Genomic DNA, 17,575 nt, shown 5'->3' with positions numbered 1-17,575 from the left:
CTGAGAGGTCTGAGCACGGGCCTCGGAGCGCTGTGATCGACCTGCACCTCGACCCATGGACCTCGAGGTCCTCGGCGACACCCTGGGCCCACCCATCGGCCGCCGCGCCGTGCGGCGCGCTCACCCGGACAGCCCAACCAGTGGACCAGCTCTCACCCAGAAGAGAGGAGAAACGATGACCAGCTCGACCATCCCGGCAGCAGCCCTGGCGCTGCTGCTCACCACCGTGCCTGTCGCTGCGCAGGCCGTCCCGCAGGACACGACCGGATCCACGCCTGTCGTCACCGAGGCCCCCTCGGGGGCCGACGAGGGGTCGGACGACGCGCAGCTCCCGGCGGACGGCCCGACGGCGGAGGCCGCACCCGGCGTCGACGCCGACGACGAGGTGCCCGACGCCGCGGGTGGCGGGACGTCCGCCGGTGACGCCGCAGACTCTGCCGCGGAGCCCGACGACGTCGATGGTGCGGCCACCGACGTCGTCACGACCGACGGGACGGTCGGCGCCGAGGAGTCGGTCGCCACGGAGGAGACCGTCGCGCCCGACGAGGCCGCCGACGTCGCGGCCGACGGCTGCGATACGTGCGTGGCTGCCGGCGACCGGACCGTCGTGACCCCGGGCTACCAGGACGACGGCGTCTACCGCCCGTTCTGGTGGGAGGCCGACGGCCTGCACTTCGACGAGCAGATCCCAGCGAACGGCTACGTCAACATCAACGTCCCCGGTGCGCAGAACGTCAGCATCGACAGCCACCGCGAGCTGATCGGGAAGACCTTCATCCCCTGGTCGTACTTCGGGCTCGAGCCCGGCATGTGCATCACCTGGACCGAGTCCAACGGGTACGACTACCACTTCGGTGAGGACAACTCGGGCCGGGGCGGGGTCGACGAGAAGGACTGGCAGTTCTGCGTGCCGGGGGAGCCGACGCCTGACCCGACGCCGACGCCTGACCCGACGCCGACGCCTGACCCGACGCCGACGCCTGACCCGACGCCGACGCCTGACCCGACGCCGACGCCTGACCCGACGCCCGTGCCCGAGGTCGGGACTCTGGCCGTCGTGGCTGAGCCGAGCGCAGAGCGAGCGCAGCCCGTGCGTCCGACCAAGGAGGCAGGGGCCTCGGTCGACGATTCCCTCGCCGTGACGGGCACCGGAGCGGCCGCCACCGCGGTGGCGGCACTGGCCACGCTCGGTGCCGGTGCGGGTCTCCTGGGTGCCTCGCGGCGGCGCAGGACGCGCTAGGCGCCGACGGGCCACGAGCGGGGCCCGGCACAGGCCGGGCCCCGCCGAGCACGAGAAGGAGGGACACCCCGGGGGAGGTTGCGGGCCGGACGCCCGCCTCACGCCGCCCCTCCGGAGCAGCAGGCCTGCGATGCCAGGCACGAACGAACTACACCCGGCATGGGCATTCCCGCCGGAGAAGGAGTGAAGGTTGGACGTCCAGCCCGTCGTCGTCGGGATCGACGGTTCGAGCACGAGCCGAGACGCCTTGATCTGGGCGGTGCACGAGGCCCGCCTGCGCGGGGCGCCGCTGCACGTGATCCACGCCTGCCCGCACCCCGCCTACGACCCGGTCTTCGCGGGCGGCTTCTGCCTGCCGCCGATCGTCCTCGAGGAGGAGGAGACCGACGTCGCGCTCGACTGCGCGGGTGACCTCGCACGAGAGACGGCACCCGAGGTGCCGGTCGAGACCTGGGCCTGCCGGGGACCTGCGGCCTCCGTGCTCCTGGACCAGGCGCAGGACGGGGCCGGGCTCGTCGTCGTGGGCTCACGGGGCCTCGGGGCGTCGGGTGCGCTGTTCCTGGGGTCGGTCAGCACCCGGGTGGCCGCTCGGTCGACGGTGCCCGTGGTCGTGGTCCCGCCGGGGACGGAGCACTCCTCCGCGGGGCCTGTCGTCGTCGGGGTCGACGGCACCCCGCACTCGACGGCCGCGGTGCGCGCAGGAGCGCGCGAGGCAGCGGTTCGGGGCGTGCCCCTCGAGCTCGTCTCGGCGCACCTCGTCCCGGCGGACCTGCTGGTCAGTCCCCTCACGCCACCGGTCGACCTCCGGTCGGCGTACATGGAGCGCGCCGAGCGCGTCGTCGGGGAGGCGGCTCGGACGGCCCGTGCCCTGGGGCCGCACCTGGAGGTGCGCACCCACGTCGTCGAGGGGGTGCCCACCGACGCGATCGCTCAGGTCGCCGGGTCGACGGCGTCCCTCGTCGTGCTCGGCTCGCGGGGCCACGGCCTGCTGGCGGGACCGGTCCTGGGGTCGGTCAGCCAGTCGGTGCTGCACCACGCGAACGGGCCCGTCATGGTGGTGCACGCCCAGGACTGATGGTCGTCCCGCGGCTCACCACGACAGGATCCCGTGGACCGCGTCCTCCAGGCGCGAGGACAACGTGGTGTCGGCGACGACGGCGTCCCGCTCGTGCGCGGCCCGCGTCGGCAGGTCGGTGATGATCCCGTCGACCCCTTCGCGCACGTAGCCGCGCATCGCGGCGGGCTCGTCGACCGTCCAGACGAAGACCTGCTTGCCCGCCGCGTGCGCCTCGGCGAGCAGCGAGGGCGTGAAGGACGATTCCTCGACCGCGACGAAGTCCGCGGTCGTCGCGGGCAGCCGCCCCAGGTTCACGGGGAGCACGTAGCCCGTCCCGATCTCCGGTGCCAGGGCCTCGACCTGCTCGACGACGTCCTTGTCGAGCGACTGCACGAGGTACGTGTCGGCGACGCCCTTGGCCTGGAGCAGCGCGACGACGTCCTCGACGTACCCGGGGGACTCGTGGCCGTGGGGCTTGATCTCGACGAGCAGGGGGACGCCGAGCTCCTGCGCACGGTCGACGAACGCGTCGAGCGTCGGGACGGTGGCCTCGTGCCCCCGCGCGCGCACGGTCGTCGCGGTGAGCTCGGCGGTCGTCAGGTCGTAGACGTCCTGGTCGGTCCCGGCGAGGCGCTCGAGGTTGGTGTCGTGGACGACGACGATCCCGCCGTCACCCGCCTGCTGCACGTCGATCTCGACGTAGGCCGGGCGGGCCGCGGCGGCGGCCTCGAGCGAGGGGATCGTGTTCTCGACCCCCCGCGACGGGTACCCGCGATGGGCGATCACGCCCGTCTCGCTGCGGTTGCCGATGTCCGTCATGACCGAGGTGTTGTAGACCGACAGGACCGCGAGGGCGACGACGCCCGCGATCCCGACGACGACGCGCACCCATCGCGGTCCGTGCAGCCGGGCCGCGACCGGCTCGGCGGGCGCGGAGTGGATCGCTCCGCCGTCGGGCCCCTCGCCCTGGCGCACACCCAGCGCGACCACCACGACCTGGGCGAGCATCGCCGCGACGAACCCCGTGACGACGAACACCGCGATCTGGACCGCGGCGAGCGAGAAGCCCGCGACGAGCGGCGAGGCGTCGGGCACGACGCGGTCCGTGAAGCGCGTCGGTGCGAGACCCACGTTCACGACCCCCACCAGGAACGTCGCCGCGACCGCGAGCACGACACCGAACAGCACGACGAAGCGCCACGTGTGCCAGCGCGTCAGGCGCCAGCTCGTCGCCATCGAGGCTGCGACCGACGCGTCGCTCGTGACGAACACCGCGAGCGTGAGGACCAGGCGCAGGTTGAGGTAGAGCACCGCGGCGAGGAAGCCGTAGTAGAGCCAGGTGCCCGCGTCGGTCTCGAGCAGCGACCCCACGACGAACCGCGGGATGCGGATCCCGCGCACGACCGTCGCCACGACCCCCACGTTGCCGAGCGGCAGGACCACGAAGAAGTACGGCACGAACAGCAGCACCTGCGGGCTGAGGAGCTTGCGCGCCGCCCCGAGCAGGTCGCGGGCGACCGTGCGGACCGTGACCTGCTCGCGGTGGGCGAGCCGGTGAGCGATCACGAGCAGCGCCCCCACCTGGACGAGCACCACGAGGCACGCGAGGGCTCCGATGAGGAGGATCAGCAGGTCCGCCACGGGCGAGCGCAGGACCTCGCCGAGGGTCCGCTGCGTGAGGGCCTCGACGCCGGCCTGGTCGAGCGCGAGCTCGAAGAGCCACGCGAGGCCCGGGAAGACGACGAGCACGCTCACGCCCTGGAGCAGCAGGATCGCCTTGAGATACGTGCCGAACGAGGTGCCGAGGTAGGTCAGGGCGGCGCCCAGCGTCGGCCAGGTGCGCGCGGTCCTCACCCCGCGAGCCTAGGTCACGGGAGGCGGGAGACCGGCCGGCGGCCTCCTCGCGCCTCGCTCACGAGGCCGTGGGGAAGGAACTTCACGGAGCCGGGCTTCGTTGTGCAGTACCACGTGCTCATCACCTGCCCACGAGCTGAGAGAGACGGCTGATGGACTCCGGAACCTGGCTCAACGTCGGGCTGGTCCTCGTGTTCGTGCTGGTCGGCGGCGTCTTCGCCGGGACCGAGTTCGCCCTGGTCTCGTTGCGGGACTCGCAGATCAAGCAGCTCGAGCAGCAGGGGCCGCGGGGCGAGCGGGTCGCCGGGGTGGCGCGCGACCCCAACAGGTTCCTCGCCGCCGTCCAGATCGGTGTGACCGTGGCCGGCTTCCTGTCCGCGGCCTACGGTGCGTCGACTCTCGCCCCCGACTTCGTCCCGGCGCTCGAGTCGCTCGGGCTGCCGACCGGGCTCGCGTCGACCGTCTCGCTCGTCGCGCTGACGCTCGTGATCTCCTACCTGTCGCTGGTGCTGGGCGAGCTGGTCCCCAAGCGCATCGCGCTCCAGCGGTCCGCCCAGGTCGCGCTCGTCGTCGGGCCGCCGCTCGACCGGTTCGCGACCGCGATGCGGCCCGTCATCTGGCTCCTGTCGCGGTCCACCGACCTGGTGGTGCGCCTGCTGGGCGGCAACCCGACCGCGCGGAGCGAGGAGATGACCGAGGAGGAGCTGCGCGACCTCGTGATCGCGCACGAGGCCTTGCCCGAGGACGAGCGGAAGATCCTCACCGACGTGTTCTCGGCGGCCGGACGGTCGGTCGTCGAGACCATGCGGCCACGCGGCGAGGTCGTCTTCCTGTCCGCCGACCTCCCGCTCGTCGAGGCGGCCGCGGTCGTGCGGACGCAGCCCTACTCGCGCTACCCGGTCACGGGAGAGGACTTCGACGACGTCGTCGGGTTCCTGCACGTCCGCGACCTCCTCGACGCTCACGACGACGCCCCGACGGGCGTGCCGCGGACCGTGCGCGACGTGACACGTACCGTGCTCGAGCTGCCCGGCACGAACCAGCTGCTGCCCTCGCTCTCGCTCATGCGGCGGACCGGGGTCCACCTCGCGATCGTCGTCGACGAGTACGGGGGAACGGACGGGATCGTCACGCTCGAGGACCTGGTCGAGGAGCTCGTCGGGGACATCCGCGACGAGTACGACCTCGCCCACGAGCCCCTGGCCCGGGGGAGCTTCGACGCGGGCCTCACGCTCGAGGCGTTCGCCGACCAGACCGGCATCCGGCTCGCCGACGGCCCGTACGAGACCGTCGCCGGGTACGTCATCTCTCGCCTGGGTCGGCTGGGGGTGGTCGGAGACGCCGTCGATCTGCCCGGGCACCGGTTGACCGTGAGCGCGGTCGAGGACCGGCGCATCCGTCAGGTCACGGTCACGGCGTTCCCCGAGGGGGCCCCGGAGAATTGACGTGAGCGCGGACCGGGGCGCAGGTACCGTGCGGACGGGCCGCGGACCGCGGGCCCGTCCGCGACCCCCGAGGAGCCCAACGTGTTCTCCCAGATCATCACCGACTTCTGGCGTGCTCCGCTCGTGGACGGCGAGGTCCTGCACCAGGACGGGTCGCTCGTCGTGGTCCGCGACGCGGCGCTCCCCGAGGACCGCCGCGTCACGGTGCTGACCACCACCGCCGGGGCCGAGGGGGCGGCGAGCACGATCCTGGTCGCGTTGACCCCCGTGGTGGCCGACGCCCTGAGGCTGACCGGGCGCGACGACCTGACCGAGGCCGCCGTCCGGCAGGCGCTGCGCGACGCGCAGATCACGCTGCACGAGGCCGACTGCGTCTTCCACTGGTCCGAGGAGGCTCGGGCCGAGCTGCTCGCCGAGGCCGACGAGCCCGGCGTGCGTCGCCTGACCGCGAAGGACGCCGACGCCTTCGCCGCGTTCGAGGCGAGCGCGTCCGAGCGGGACCTCGACGACGCGTACGTCGAGCTCGACCACTGGGCGGTGTTCGGCGCGTTCGCGGGCGGACGGCTCGTGAGCGCGGCCAGCATGTACCCCTGGGCAGGCTCGCGCCTCGCCGACACGGGCGTCCTGACGCTGCCGGAGCTCCGCGGGCAGGGGCACGCGCGACGCGTGGTGCGGGCGATCAGCCGGTACGCGTACTCCCAGGGGCACGAGCCCCAGTACCGCTGCCAGGTCGGCAACACGGCGTCCCGGACGCTCGCGGTCCGGGCCGGTCTCACACAGCTCGGGACGTGGGAGGTCGTCTCGCCCGACCCGGCCGGCTGAGGGCCGGGCCGGGCGAGACCGGACCTAGGGCGCTTCGGCGATCCTGCGGATCGTGTCGAGACGCCGCTCCCACGTGGCGCCGATCGCGTCGAGGGCGCGGGCCGTCTCGGTGAGACGTGACCCGACGGCCCGGTAGCGGACCTCCCGCCCGACCCGCACGGGCTCGACGAGCCCGGCCTCGGCGAGGACCGCGAGGTGCTTGGCGATCGCCTGCCGGGTGATGGGCAGGCGGGACGCCAGGGCGGAGGCCGAGAGGTCTGCTGCCCCCAGCTCTTGGAGCAGGCGCCAGCGGGTGTCGTCGGCGAGCGCGGCGAACACGGGGGCGAGGGTCGGGGTCGTCATGCCGTCCGGCCGTCGGGGACGGGACGGTCGGAGCCCTCGAGGAACGCGACGAGCTCGTCGAGCTCGCCCGTCCACCCGGACCGGTTGCTCTCCATGGCGTGGGCAGACCCCTCGCCGAGGTGGTCGAACCCGGACTCGACGACGCTGAGCAGCGTCCCCGGCCCGTCGGGGGCGAGCGTGAACCGGACCTGGGTCGAGTTGTCGTCGCGCAGGGGCGCGCCGGGCTGGTTGGTCCACGTGAAGGCGAACGTGACGGGCTCGTCGTACTCGTCGATGCGGACGGCGAACTCGCCGTACCCGTCGAAGCCGAACACTCCTTCGCCGCCGACGCGCAGGTCCGGCAGCGAGGCCTTCTGGCCGAACCACCGGGCGATGAGGTCGTCACGGGTGAGTGCCGCCCAGACCCGGTCGGGGGTCGCACGGACGAGGACGGTGCGGGTGACCTGGAACTTCTCGGAGTCGATGACAGCCTGCTGGTCGGTGGACGTCATGGTCGTTCCTCTCGAGGGGATCATGTGCAACTTCAGAGTTGCACATGACGGGGCCCGGTGCAACTCTCTGGTTGCAGATGGAGGCCGAGCGTCGCGAGCGGCGGTCCCGAGGACGACGCGAGGCCCCTCCCGATCCGGGAGGGGCCTCGCGTCGTCCAGCGGTGAGTGCGTCAGGCCGTCGGGGCCGCACCGCCCGTGGGGTGGGAGCCGTCGTTGTCGGTGGGCTTGCCCAGGACGTTCTCGCGGACGACGCGGCGCAGCACCTTGCCGATCTGCGAGCGCGGCAGGTCCGGCACGACGAACAGGTGCTTGGGCAGCGCGTAGCGCGCCAGCTTCTGCTCGCCCCAGGCGCGCACGGCCGCGAGGTCGACCGGCAGGCCGCTCGCGGTCGTCTCCGACTCGTCGAGCACGATCGCCGCCGCGACGCGCTCGTCCGAGCCCTCACCCGGAAGGCCCACGACCGCGACGTCCCGGATGCCGGGCATGAGGCGCAGGTGGTCCTCGACCTGGGACGGGTAGATCTTGAAGCCGCCCGTGATGATCATCTCCTTGATGCGGTCGACGAGCGTGACCACGCCGTCCGCGTCCACGGTCACGACGTCGCCCGTGCGGAGCCAGCCGCCCTCGAGCAGCTGGTGGGCCGTCTCCTCGGGGCGGTTCCAGTAGCCCTGGAAGACCTGCGGCCCGTGGATGAGCAGCTCGCCGCGCACCGTGCCGTGCTCGTCGGGGACGACGTCCTGCGTGGGGTCGTCCTGGTCCACGACACGGATGTCGGTGCTCGGGAAGGGCAGCCCCAGGGTGCCGGGACGCCGGTCGGACGAGACGGGGTTGCCGAGCGCCACGGGAGACGTCTCGGTCATGCCATAGCCCTCGATGAGCAGACCGCCGGTCGCCTCCTCCCAGGTGCGTGCCGTCGTCGGGCTGATGGGCATGGCCCCCGCGAACGCGAGCCGGATCGAGTGCAGGTCCACGGGCTTGCCCGCCGCGCGGGCCTTCGCGGCGGCGGCCGCGACGCGGTCGAACATGGGGGCGACGCCCGGGAGGAACGTCGCGGGGCGGCGCTTCTGCGCGGCCAGGACCGAGTCGGCGTCGAACTTGGGGAAGGCGACGAGCGTCGCGCCGATCCGCGCCGGGAGTGTCAGGCAGAACATGAGGCCGAACGCGTGGAAGAACGGCAGGACGCCGTAGACGGTCTCCTCGCCCTCGCGGAACGAGGCCCACGCCTGACCCTGCACGGTGTTCGCGACGAGGTTCCGGTGCGTGAGGACCGCGCCCTTGGGCGTGCCCGTGGTGCCACCGGTGTACTGGAGGAGGGCGACGTCGTCGGCCGTGGGCTGCGGGGTGGACGGGTCGAGCGGGCCGGCCGCGGCGACGAGCCGGTGCCAGTCCTGGAGTCCCGGCGATGCCGGGCCGCGCAGCGCGGCCTTCTGGGTGCGTGCCGCCTTCACGGGCAGGTGCAGGGCGAGGCGCTTGAGGAGCGGCAGGTCACGTGCGACGTCGACCGAGACGACCGTCCGGAGGTCTGTGTGCGGCTGGGCGGCCAGGACCGCGGGGACGGCCTTCTGCCACACGAGCGCGACCGTGGCGCCCGAGTCCGCGAGCTGGTGGGCCAGCTCGTCGGACGAGTAGGTGGGGTTGTGCTCGACGACCGTCGCCCCCAGGCGCAGCGCGCCGTAGAACGCGACGAGGTGCGACGTGCAGTTCGGCATGACGAGCGCGACGCGGTCTCCGCGACCCACGCCCAGCGTGGACAGGGCGCTCGCGGCGCGGTCCACCTTCTGGGCGAGCTGCGCGTACGTGATCGTGGCGCCGAAGAAGTCGACCGCGACCCGTTCCGGCCAGCGCGCAGCGGCTCGGGCGAGCGCCGCGGTCACGGGCTCGTCGGGGACGTCGACGGTTGCGGGAACCCCTGGGGAGTACCGACTCAGCCAGGGCTGCTTTGCCAAGGTGTTCACTACTACACCGTAACTTACGGATGCGTAGGTTATGTGTACGGGCCGTGGGAAGTACCTCGGTGGAACCTGTGAGTACCCGGGACGAGAGCTGGTGCCCACCCAGATGGAACCTTCGGGGGAGGCGCTGCGTGTTCTGTTCGTGAGGACAACGTACCGACCCCCGCCGAGCAGGTCCGGCGCACGGGTCGCAGGGGGCAGCAGCACGTCGTCCGGACCCGCGACCGCGAGGTCTCGAGCCGTCAGGGGGCGGCTGCGGGACCTCGTGGACAGCGGGCCGGCGGGGTCGGTCGGGGTCGTGGTCGGCAGCGTCGGGGCCTCGCTCCTCGCGGTCGGCCTGGCCTGGTCCTCACCTCAACCGATGGTCGGCATGGTCCTGCTCGCGGTCGCGCTGCCCGTGTGCGCCATCATCGTCCGGTGGTCGATCGTGCCGCGCCACGTCACGGTACGTGGCGCCCGCGTCGTGACGACCGGGGACGACAGGGGGTGGCTGGTCGTGCGCAGGCCCCTGGGCACGGTCGTGCTGGACGGGTCGCGCTTCGGCGCGCTCGACGCCCAGCGGGTGCTCGCGGACCGGGTCGTGGCCGCGCACGTGTCGGGGCGCGCGGGACGGGTCGAGATCCTGAGGCTCCTCGACCGCGTCCTGGCACTGGACCGCCTGGAGCACGGGACCCCGGCGGCCGGGGCGCGCGGCAGGTCAGGTCTGACCCCCGAGCAGCGGGCGCTCCTGACCCGGCACGTGCGGGACGCCTTGGCACGGGATGTCGAGCTGCTCGAGTCCCGGTCCGCAGGTCTTCCCGGCGGGGGCGCGTACCCGGTGCGCACCGCGCCTGCGGGGGCCGCAGGAGCAGTGCCATGACGGCGGTCCTGCCGCTCGTGGGCGGCGGCGGCACGGCCGACGGTCCACGACGAGCGCCCGACGGCGACGCACCGGAGCCGCTCGACCCGGACTTCGACGGTGGCCACGCCACGCAGGACGTGGTGCTGCACGCGACCCGGAACGCCGAGTTCACGGTCTTCATGGAACAGGCCGTGGGCCCGCTGCACCGCATGGCGTACCTGCTGTGCGGAGACCAGCACCGTGCCGAGGAGCTCACGCAGCAGACGTTCGAACGCACCTACCGGGCCTGGTCCAGGGCCCGCGACGGAGACCCGCTCGTCTACGCGCGTCGCATCCTCGCGAACCTGCGGGTCGACACCTGGCGCCGGACCCGGCGCGAGGTGCTGTCCGGGCCCGAGGACCTCCAGGGGCACGTCGAGGAGCTCGCGGTCGCCCCGAGAGGGGCCGGCCCGGTGAGAACGGCTCCCGCCGGCGTGGACGACCGGGACCTCGTCGTCCGAGCCCTGCTCCAGCTCCCGCTCAAGCAGCGCCGCGTCGTGGTCATGCGGCACCTGCTCGACCTCTCGGAGACCGAGGTCTCGACCGAGCTCGGCCTGCCGGTCGGCACCGTGAAGTCGACCGCATCCCGGGCCCTGGCCCGCCTCCGCACGATCCTCGACGACTCGCCCGGAAAGGGTGGCACCTCATGAACGTCCCGACCGACGACTTCTTCGACCGGCTGCACGCCGCGGCGGACGCGGTCCCCCCGTCCACGCTCGAACTGCCCGTGGTCCTGGTCGCGAGCCGGCGCAAGGCCACGGCCCGCCGGGCCCTGACCGGTGTCGCAGCCTTCACGGCGGTCGCCGTGGTGGGTGTCGGGGTCGCGGCCGGCGTCCCGGGCGAGGTCGCGCACGAGCTGGCCCCCGCCGCAGGGTACGAGACGCTGAGCACCGAGGTGGTGCACCAGGAGGTGGCGCCCGGGATCACGGCCGTGGCCGAGGCCGCGACCTACGAGCTCCCGGACGGGACCGTCGTGCTCGACACGGGGATCGAGACCGGCGCGCACGGGGACCGGTTCCTGGTCGTCTCGACCGTCGAGGTCGGCGCGGCCGGGTACGACATCCAGGTCGACCCGGAGACCGGCGAGGTCCTCGAGACGCAGGAGAGCAACGACCCGGCACACATCCAGAAGATGATCGACCTCGGGTACGCGCCCGCCGAGGTGCAGCACGTCCAGCTGGTGGTGGGGGACGACGGCGAGCTCGGACGTCTCCGTGAAGGGGCCGTGCCGGCCCACGTCGTCCTCGACGAGGTGGGCTCTGCCGTGCTCACCTCGCCCTCCGGCAGTGACCTTCTGGTGGGCCTCACCGAACCGAGCGGAGGGTGGGCCGAGACGACGACCTACCTGGCGACCTGGGAGCCCATCGCCGGACCGGAGAACCGCGAGGTCACCTCGGTTGCCGTGCCGACGCTCCCGGTGGCCGGTGACGGGTTCGAGCTCTACGTGGTCCAGGCCGACCCGCCGGGCGACCGGCTGTCCTTCCGTGGCGCGCTCGCGGTCACGAACCACGACGAGCTCGTCACGACCTGCGGACCCCAGGCCTCCGCGTGCGAGCTGACGTTCGACCCGAAGACTCGTGAGGTCGGAGCCGGCTCGACCGACCCGAGGACCGAGACCCCCGAGGACCCCGTGGCGACCGCACTGGACGAGCTCGCGCCGGGCGCAGACCTGATGTCGGTGTGCCTCGAGCTCCGGGGGCAGGGCGCCGTCGCCGTCACCGAGATGGGCGCCAAGGCGCCCGAGAAGCTCGGTGTCGAACCTGACACCTGGAGGCGCTGTGTCGTCGACCGGTCGTACGCCTGGGGCTGAGCAGCCCGACGGCCACGGCTCACGTCCCGCCGCGCTGCTCCAGGTCGGCCAGAGCCGCCTCGGCCCGGTCCGCGTCGAGGTAGCGGCCGCCGCGATGCACCGGGACCAGGGACGCACCCGGGCGGGCCTCCCCGCCCGGGTGCGCAGCGTCGTCGGGCACCTGGCGCTCGAAGCGGTGGACGAGCGGGATCCCCGTGGGGATGTTGAGCACCTGGACCTCGGGGGCCGTGAGGCGGTCGACGAGCATGACGAACGCGCGCAGCGAGTTGCCGTGGCCCACGACCAGCAGGTTCTCGCCGCGGTCCAGCGACTCCTGGACCGCGTTCCACAGGGGCTCGAGCCGGTGGACCACGTCCGCGAGCGACTCGGTGTCGCGGCGCATGCCCGAGCGGGCGGCGTCGGGCAGCCGCCCGAACGTGTCCGCGACGCGGGCCGCGGCCTCGCTGCCCTCCTCGACGGGCGGGGGCCGGTGGTCGAACGACCGGCGGTACTCCCAGTAGGCCGTCTCGCCGTACTCGGCCCGGACGGACTCGCGCAGGTCGTCGGTGAACGCCCCGTAGTGGCGCTCGACCAGGCGCCACTCGGGGACGAGCGGCGGTGGGCCCGGCAGCGCCGCGGCGACGATCGCCGCGGTCGCCGAGGCGCGTACGAGCGGCGACGTGAGGACGCGGTGCGGCACGAGCGACGGGTCCTGCGCGCATGCCGCGGCGAGCTGGGCGCCCGCGAGCTCGGCCTCGTGGACGCCCCGGTCCGAGAGGTCGACGTCGAGCAGCCCCGTGAACCGGTTCTCGGCGTTGTAGACGCTCTCGCCGTGGCGCAGCAGGACGAGGGTTCCGGGTGCTGGGGCGCTCATGGCGTCCAGCGAACCACACCCGCGGTCAGACCTCGATCAGCCCCCGCTGGTGCGCGATCGAGACGGCCTCGGTGCGCCCCGACGCCCCGAGCTTGGCGAGCACGTTCGAGACGTGGACGCTCACGGTCTTGCCGCTGATGAACAGGCGCTCGCCGATCTGCCGGTTCGTGAGCCCCTGGGCGACCAGCAGCAGGACCTCCTCCTCGCGGTCGGTCAGCACCGTCACCGCGCCGCGACGCAGCCCCGGCAGGTCCAGTCGACCGCGGCGTGCCAGGTCGCGCAGGGCGCTCGTGAGCGGCCCGGCGCCCATGTCCTCGGCGTCCTCGAGCGCCTGACCGGCCTGGGTCGCGGCCCCCTCGCGGTCGCCGACGCCGAGCAGCGCCTGCGCCCACCGCCAGCGGGACCGGGTGACCTCGTAGCGGTAGCCGTAGTCGAACGCACTGGTCGCGTCGGCCCAGAGCGCCGGGTCGTCGGTCCCCGTGAGCCGGCTGTGCTCGGCCCGGGCCCGCACGAGCCAGGCGACGCCCTCGGGGCCCAGCCGGCCACCTCGCGGCCGGCCGCGCAGCGCGGTGGTCTCTGCCTCCGCGAGCAGCGCGTCGCCGTGCGACTGCAGGTCCGCCGTGCCGGCCCCGCCGAGGCGGCGCGCCTCGGCGGCGTCCGCGAGCGCGGCCAGGGCGAGGGCCGAGATCCAGATCCGGCCCAGGAAGTAGTCGCTCCAGGTGCGCCCCAGGTAGACGATGAGCTCCTGCGCGAGCGTCAGGGCCTCGTCGCGGTGCGCCGACCAGACGAGCGCGTCGATCATGCAGCCGCCCGCGATGAGCGCGATCTGCCCGTCGCGCTGCCACTCGGGGCGCAGCGCGCGGGCCCGGTCGATCACGTCCTCGTCGCCGCGGGCGACGGCCGCGTAGAGCTGGACCGCCGAGAGCGCGGCGACCGCGCTGGGCGGCGGAGGCTCGGGCGACGAGGGCGGTGGGCGCAGGTCGCCCGTCGCGTACCGGACGAGCTCGCCGAACAGGCGCAGCTCGACCCCGTACCCGTTCCAGCCGAGGCCTGCGGCGACAGCGTGCTCGAGGCCCGTGTGCGCCTCGATGAGGGCCTGGTCGAGGTCCCCCGAGTAGTACCGGTTGGCCGCGATGTTGTACCAGCACCGCATCTCGGTCAGCAGGTCGCCCGCGGCCTGTGCACGCTCGCGGGCCGTCGCGAGGAGCGAGGCAGCGCGGTCCGCGTCGTCGACCTCGAGGACCGCGAGCGTCGTCAGCGCGTCGGCCTCGACGTCGGGGGCGTCGATCGCCCGGGCGACCGCGATGGCCTCCTCGGCCGTCTCCTGCGCGACGACGTCCATGTCGGCCCGGTCCAGGTTCATCGCGGCGCGGGCGCGCGTGGCGAGGGTCCAGGCCCGGTCGCGCGACGGGGGCTCGGTCGGCAGGACCTCGAGCGCGGCGGCCGTGTGCTCGATGACCTCCTCGACGCGCTCGATGCCCAGCAGGTGCAGCGAGAGCACGTGGCGCAGCGAGGCCTGGCGCAACGGGTCGCCTGCGGTCGACTCGACGACCTTGCGGGCGATCGCGACCGCGCGGTCGGGCTCTCCGGCGCGGCTCGCCGCGGCGGCCGCCGCGACGGCCACGTCGACACGGTCCTCGCCCAGCAGCTCCGCGGCGTCGGGGACGGCGTCCCACAGACGCAGCACCTGCTCGAGGTGCCTCAGCTCCTCGGCGGGGGCCAGGACGCGCGCCGCGCGGCGGGCGGCCTCGCGCGAGGCGACCAGCGCGGTCGTGGTCTCGTGCGCCGAGAGGGCGTGGTGGGCCCGCTGCGCGGGCGAGCCCAGCGACGGGTCCTCGGTCAGGGCGGCGAGATAGGCGCGGTGCAGCGCGGCGAGCTCTCCGGGCAGGAGGTCGGCCGAGATGGCCTCGGCCAGCAGGGCGTGCCGGAACGCGATGCGGCCCGACTCGATCGTCAGCACGTGGTGGGCCACGGCCTCGCGGAGCGTCGCGTCGAACGCCTGGTCGCAGGCCGCCCGCGTGGCGGGAGCGCCCGGGGCGCGCAGCCCGCCGAGCGAGAACACCCCCAGGTCCTGCCCGACGACGGCACGCAGCAGCGGCTCGGCGACCACACGTCCCGACAGCGACGCGATGCGGGCGAGCTGCTGGACGTCGGGCTCGAGCTGTTCGAGGCGCGCGTGCAGGACGTCGGCGAGCGACCAGGGCAGGGCGTCGGCCTGGGGGCCCGCCTCGACGAGCTCCTCGGCGAAGTAGGCGTTGCCCTCGGACCGGTTCATGACCCGCTCGAAGTCGTGCTTGGGCAGTGCCCGGCCCGCGACCGCGGTCGTGAACTGCTTGAGCTCGACGGGCGTGAACGGGGCCAGGTCGAGGTGCTCGACGCGCGGGTGGCGACGCAGCTCGGCGAGCACGGGGCGCAGGGGATGGCGGCGATGGAGGTCGTCGGCGCGGTAGCTCGCGACGACCAGCAGGTGCTCGGCGCGCAGCCGTGCGAGGACGAAGCGCAGGACGTCACGCGTCGACGGGTCGGCCCAGTGCAGGTCCTCGATCACGAGCACGAGGGGTGCCCCGGGGCGCCCGGGGGCCGTGATCGCCGCGGTGATGGCTTCGAAGAGCTGGAGACGCCCTGCCTGGTCCTCGCCGTTGCCCTCGAGGGCCGAGGGGCCCGCGTCGAGGAGCCGGCCCAGCGCGGGGCGGCCGTCGATGGTCCGGTCGACGACCTCGTGGGCCGCGCGGAGCTCGGACAGCGCCTCGGTGAACGGCAGGTAGGGGAGCCCGACGTCGCCCAGGTCCACGCAGTGGCTCACGACCACGGTCGCGCCGGCGTCGCGTGCGAGCTCTGCGGCTCGGACGAGGAGGCGTGACTTGCCGACTCCCGCGTCGGCTCCGAGCAGGATGGCTCCTGGGTCACCCGCGGCAGCGCGGCTCACGGCTGCGGCGATCACGTCGAGCTGGTGCTGTCTTGCGACGAAGTGAGCCTGGGAGGGGCGCGGCATACCGCCCATCCTTGCAGTGGCCACAGACGGCTGCCACGAAGTTTCCTGATACTCCGCTCCCGGTGTGACCAAGTCCTCCTCCGGACCGTCCGTGAACGGTGTGCTGGGTGGTGCCGAGGGCGGTCGTCGTCCCCGGCTCACCCGTCCGGAGGAGGGCTCCGTCATCCGCCCTGACCTGTGGTGCTCGCGTGCTGACTGCCGACGTGGCTGCGGAGCCACCGCAGGAGGACGTTCTCCCCGGGCGCGAAGTCCGCATGGACCAGCTGCTGGTGGTAGCGGAAGTCCGTCTCCAGGGACGGGCCGTTGAACTCGTTCATGATGCTCCCCGTTCCGGCGGACCTGGTGCCCGCCTGACCCTCACTCTGGTGCTGAGGCGAGCGGTGGCGTATCGGTCGACCGGGCAGGTTCTGGGCACGCACCACCTCAGGCCCGACGGCGCATCTCACCTGAGGTGGTCTGAGGTGCCTTAGGAGGGTTCGGGACGATGTGCCCGGACCCCGTGGGGGGCGAGCCGAGCCGCCCGACGGGCGTGCCGCCGTCGGGCCGTCCGCGAGGAGGTTCCCACCCGTTGCCAACTCCGGGAGGCGGTCGCAGACTGGAATGGACCGGACCCCTTGATGGAGGTGCCCTCGTGACATCGACGTACGACGTGCTACCGATGCTAGGACGCGGCAAGCACCGCAACCCGAAGAAGGGCGCGTGCTTCATGGAGCTCGCGTCGTACCTGGCCGGCGAACGCTGGAGCGACCATCCCCAGTGCACGCACCCGCTCGTCGCGATGCTCGCGCGAGCGGTCAACGACCTCACGAGCGACACGGCCCGGCCCCGCCTGGCCCTGCTCATCCCGGACGTGATCGGGCTGCGCAGCGACGACCCGCGCTGGAGCGTGTGGATCGCCCTGCGTGCCGCGCAGACCGCGCTGCCCGTCGCCCCGAGCGACCGCCAGGACGTCCTCGCGGTCGCGATCATCGCGGGCGAGCGCATGCTCGACCAGCTCGAGGACCGTGAGCCGGGTACCCGGACGCAGGCCTCGGTCGACGCGCTGGCCATGGTCCCCCGCACCGCGGCGTGGGCCGAGTCGTTCTGCAAGGGGTCGCGTCTGCGGCCCGCGCGGTTCGCCCGTGACGCTGCGCCGAGCATCGTGGCGGCAGCGGTCCAGGGCCTCGCCGAGGCAGGTTCCCGGGACGCCGACGACGCGCTCTACGACCTGCTCTCCACGACGATCGAGGCCGCACGCGGATGGGCGGCCGCCGAGCCCGCCGCGCCGCTCGAGCCCAAGGACTGGGAGCCGATCGTCCGGAGCGTCGGGGCGCAGGTGTGACGGCGGCCGAGAGCGCCGGACCACCCAGCCTCGAGGAGTCCTTCGACCTGACCGTGCCGCCGAGCGGCCCGGGCTGCGTGGAGTGCGAGCAGGCGGCCGGCTGGTGGGTGCACCTGCGCCGGTGCGCCGAGTGCGGCCACGTCGGGTGCTGCGACACGTCCCCGTCGCAGCATGCGACCGCGCACTTCGCCCAGACCGGGCACCGGCTCATGCGCAGCTACGAGCCAGGCGAGGACTGGTACTGGGACTACGTGACCGCGCAGGCGTTCGACGGGCCCGAGCCGGTGCCCCCGCTCGCGCACCCCGAGGACCAGACGACCCCGGGGCCCGCGAGCCGCGTGCCCGCGAACTGGCGAGACCTGATCCATTGAGCGGTGAGCGCGCCGGCTGGACCGGCTCTGCCGAGAAGTGGGTTTTTTTGGCCCAGCCGGCCCGGGTGTGGGGCGCCAAAAAAATAAAAGCGCGCGGGGGTGGCAGAACCGGCGGCGTAAAGCGCCACCCCCCCCCCGCCGGGGC

General features: G+C 73.5%; 16 protein-coding genes. 9 read left to right on the top strand and 7 right to left on the bottom strand.

Going from position 1 to position 17,575, the window contains the following annotated elements; all coding sequences use genetic code 11:
• The first annotated feature begins 175 nt into the window (after positions 1 to 175).
• Positions 176 to 1,240 (top strand): hypothetical protein, encoded by a 1,065-nt coding sequence (locus ACFWGN_RS01795; protein WP_377615407.1) that lies wholly within the window; start codon positions 176 to 178, stop codon positions 1,238 to 1,240.
• A 190-nt stretch (positions 1,241 to 1,430) separates the two neighbouring features.
• Positions 1,431 to 2,315 (top strand): universal stress protein, encoded by an 885-nt coding sequence (locus ACFWGN_RS01790; RefSeq protein WP_377615406.1) that lies wholly within the window; start codon positions 1,431 to 1,433, stop codon positions 2,313 to 2,315.
• A 15-nt stretch (positions 2,316 to 2,330) separates the two neighbouring features.
• Here ACFWGN_RS01790 and ACFWGN_RS01785 read toward each other — a convergent pair whose 3' ends face one another.
• The gene (locus tag ACFWGN_RS01785; RefSeq protein WP_377615405.1) at positions 2,331 to 4,151 is read right to left on the bottom strand and encodes a glycerophosphoryl diester phosphodiesterase membrane domain-containing protein; all 1,821 of its coding nucleotides are present in this window, start codon (positions 4,149 to 4,151) and stop codon (positions 2,331 to 2,333) included.
• 152 nt (positions 4,152 to 4,303) lie between these two features.
• On the opposite strand from ACFWGN_RS01785, the gene ACFWGN_RS01780 reads away from it, so the two are divergent.
• Positions 4,304 to 5,596, top strand: coding sequence for a hemolysin family protein (locus tag ACFWGN_RS01780; RefSeq protein ID WP_377615404.1), 1,293 nt, complete (start codon positions 4,304 to 4,306; stop codon positions 5,594 to 5,596).
• Between the two features lie 81 nt (positions 5,597 to 5,677).
• Positions 5,678 to 6,418: a GNAT family N-acetyltransferase gene (locus ACFWGN_RS01775; RefSeq protein ID WP_377615403.1), complete on the top strand. Its 741-nt coding sequence runs from the start codon at positions 5,678 to 5,680 to the stop codon at positions 6,416 to 6,418.
• 24 nt (positions 6,419 to 6,442) lie between these two features.
• On the opposite strand, the gene ACFWGN_RS01770 is transcribed toward ACFWGN_RS01775, so the two are convergent.
• The 3 genes from ACFWGN_RS01770 to ACFWGN_RS01760 form a co-directional block, all read right to left on the bottom strand.
• A complete protein-coding gene (locus ACFWGN_RS01770) occupies positions 6,443 to 6,760 on the bottom strand; it encodes a helix-turn-helix transcriptional regulator (protein ID WP_191805425.1) in 318 nt (105 codons plus the stop codon).
• A complete protein-coding gene (locus ACFWGN_RS01765) occupies positions 6,757 to 7,251 on the bottom strand; it encodes an SRPBCC family protein (RefSeq protein WP_377615402.1) in 495 nt (164 codons plus the stop codon). Before ACFWGN_RS01765 ends, ACFWGN_RS01770 begins: the two co-directional genes overlap by 4 nt.
• 170 nt (positions 7,252 to 7,421) lie before the next feature.
• Positions 7,422 to 9,206 carry an AMP-binding protein gene (locus ACFWGN_RS01760; RefSeq protein ID WP_377615401.1) on the bottom strand — a complete coding sequence of 595 codons (1,785 nt, stop codon included), beginning with the start codon at positions 9,204 to 9,206 and terminating at the stop codon, positions 7,422 to 7,424.
• A gap of 262 nt (positions 9,207 to 9,468) precedes the next feature.
• Between ACFWGN_RS01760 and ACFWGN_RS01755 the strand changes: the two genes are divergently transcribed.
• Genes ACFWGN_RS01755 through ACFWGN_RS01745 form a run of 3 tightly spaced genes read left to right on the top strand, consistent with a single transcriptional unit; the run spans position 9,469 to position 11,893 of the window.
• Positions 9,469 to 10,062 carry a hypothetical protein gene (locus tag ACFWGN_RS01755; protein WP_377615400.1) on the top strand — a complete coding sequence of 198 codons (594 nt, stop codon included), beginning with the start codon at positions 9,469 to 9,471 and terminating at the stop codon, positions 10,060 to 10,062.
• A complete protein-coding gene (locus tag ACFWGN_RS01750; protein WP_225220579.1) occupies positions 10,059 to 10,733 on the top strand; it encodes a SigE family RNA polymerase sigma factor in 675 nt (224 codons plus the stop codon). Before ACFWGN_RS01755 ends, ACFWGN_RS01750 begins: the two co-directional genes overlap by 4 nt.
• Entirely contained in the window at positions 10,730 to 11,893 is a 1,164-nt protein-coding gene (locus ACFWGN_RS01745) for a hypothetical protein (protein ID WP_377615399.1), read from the top strand. The genes ACFWGN_RS01750 and ACFWGN_RS01745 overlap by 4 nt, the downstream gene beginning before the upstream one ends.
• 19 nt (positions 11,894 to 11,912) lie before the next feature.
• On the opposite strand, the gene ACFWGN_RS01740 is transcribed toward ACFWGN_RS01745, so the two are convergent.
• The 3 genes from ACFWGN_RS01740 to ACFWGN_RS01730 form a co-directional block, all read right to left on the bottom strand.
• Positions 11,913 to 12,746: a 2,3-bisphosphoglycerate-dependent phosphoglycerate mutase gene (locus ACFWGN_RS01740; RefSeq protein WP_377615398.1), complete on the bottom strand. Its 834-nt coding sequence runs from the start codon at positions 12,744 to 12,746 to the stop codon at positions 11,913 to 11,915.
• Positions 12,747 to 12,771: 25 nt separating this feature from the next.
• Complete coding sequence (locus ACFWGN_RS01735) at positions 12,772 to 15,738, bottom strand: AAA family ATPase (protein ID WP_377615397.1); 2,967 nt, start codon at positions 15,736 to 15,738, stop codon at positions 12,772 to 12,774.
• Positions 15,739 to 15,899: 161 nt separating this feature from the next.
• Positions 15,900 to 16,055, bottom strand: coding sequence for a hypothetical protein (locus ACFWGN_RS01730; RefSeq protein WP_377615396.1), 156 nt, complete (start codon positions 16,053 to 16,055; stop codon positions 15,900 to 15,902).
• Positions 16,056 to 16,396: 341 nt separating this feature from the next.
• Between ACFWGN_RS01730 and ACFWGN_RS01725 the strand changes: the two genes are divergently transcribed.
• Both ACFWGN_RS01725 and ACFWGN_RS01720 read left to right on the top strand, forming a co-directional pair.
• Positions 16,397 to 17,059, top strand: a complete 663-nt coding sequence (locus ACFWGN_RS01725; RefSeq protein WP_377615395.1) for a hypothetical protein — start codon at positions 16,397 to 16,399, stop codon at positions 17,057 to 17,059.
• On the top strand, positions 17,056 to 17,430 hold the full coding sequence (locus tag ACFWGN_RS01720; protein ID WP_377615394.1) for a UBP-type zinc finger domain-containing protein: 375 nt from the start codon (positions 17,056 to 17,058) through the stop codon (positions 17,428 to 17,430). Before ACFWGN_RS01725 ends, ACFWGN_RS01720 begins: the two co-directional genes overlap by 4 nt.
• The last annotated feature ends 145 nt before the right edge of the window (positions 17,431 to 17,575 follow it).

Source organism: Oerskovia sp. NPDC060338 (assembly GCF_042726295.1).
GTDB classification, from domain to species: Bacteria; Actinomycetota; Actinomycetes; order Actinomycetales; family Cellulomonadaceae; genus Oerskovia; species Oerskovia merdavium.
Note: the sequence above shows the minus strand (reverse complement) of the source record. Positions and strands in the feature narration are given on the sequence as shown.

What these genes read in the sequence shown, in the direction of transcription:
- ACFWGN_RS01745 (WP_377615399.1), top strand. Translation starts at nt 10,730, where the DNA reads ATGAACGTCCCGACCGACGACTTCTTCGACCGGCTGCACGCCGCGGCG.
- ACFWGN_RS01795 (WP_377615407.1), top strand. Translation starts at nt 176, where the DNA reads ATGACCAGCTCGACCATCCCGGCAGCAGCCCTGGCGCTGCTGCTCACC.
- ACFWGN_RS01730 (WP_377615396.1), bottom strand. Translation starts at nt 16,055, where the DNA reads ATGAACGAGTTCAACGGCCCGTCCCTGGAGACGGACTTCCGCTACCAC.
- ACFWGN_RS01750 (WP_225220579.1), top strand. Translation starts at nt 10,059, where the DNA reads ATGACGGCGGTCCTGCCGCTCGTGGGCGGCGGCGGCACGGCCGACGGT.
- ACFWGN_RS01740 (WP_377615398.1), bottom strand. Translation starts at nt 12,746, where the DNA reads ATGAGCGCCCCAGCACCCGGAACCCTCGTCCTGCTGCGCCACGGCGAG.
- ACFWGN_RS01725 (WP_377615395.1), top strand. Translation starts at nt 16,397, where the DNA reads ATGCTAGGACGCGGCAAGCACCGCAACCCGAAGAAGGGCGCGTGCTTC.
- ACFWGN_RS01780 (WP_377615404.1), top strand. Translation starts at nt 4,304, where the DNA reads ATGGACTCCGGAACCTGGCTCAACGTCGGGCTGGTCCTCGTGTTCGTG.
- ACFWGN_RS01765 (WP_377615402.1), bottom strand. Translation starts at nt 7,251, where the DNA reads ATGACGTCCACCGACCAGCAGGCTGTCATCGACTCCGAGAAGTTCCAG.
- ACFWGN_RS01735 (WP_377615397.1), bottom strand. Translation starts at nt 15,738, where the DNA reads ATGCCGCGCCCCTCCCAGGCTCACTTCGTCGCAAGACAGCACCAGCTC.
- ACFWGN_RS01770 (WP_191805425.1), bottom strand. Translation starts at nt 6,760, where the DNA reads ATGACGACCCCGACCCTCGCCCCCGTGTTCGCCGCGCTCGCCGACGAC.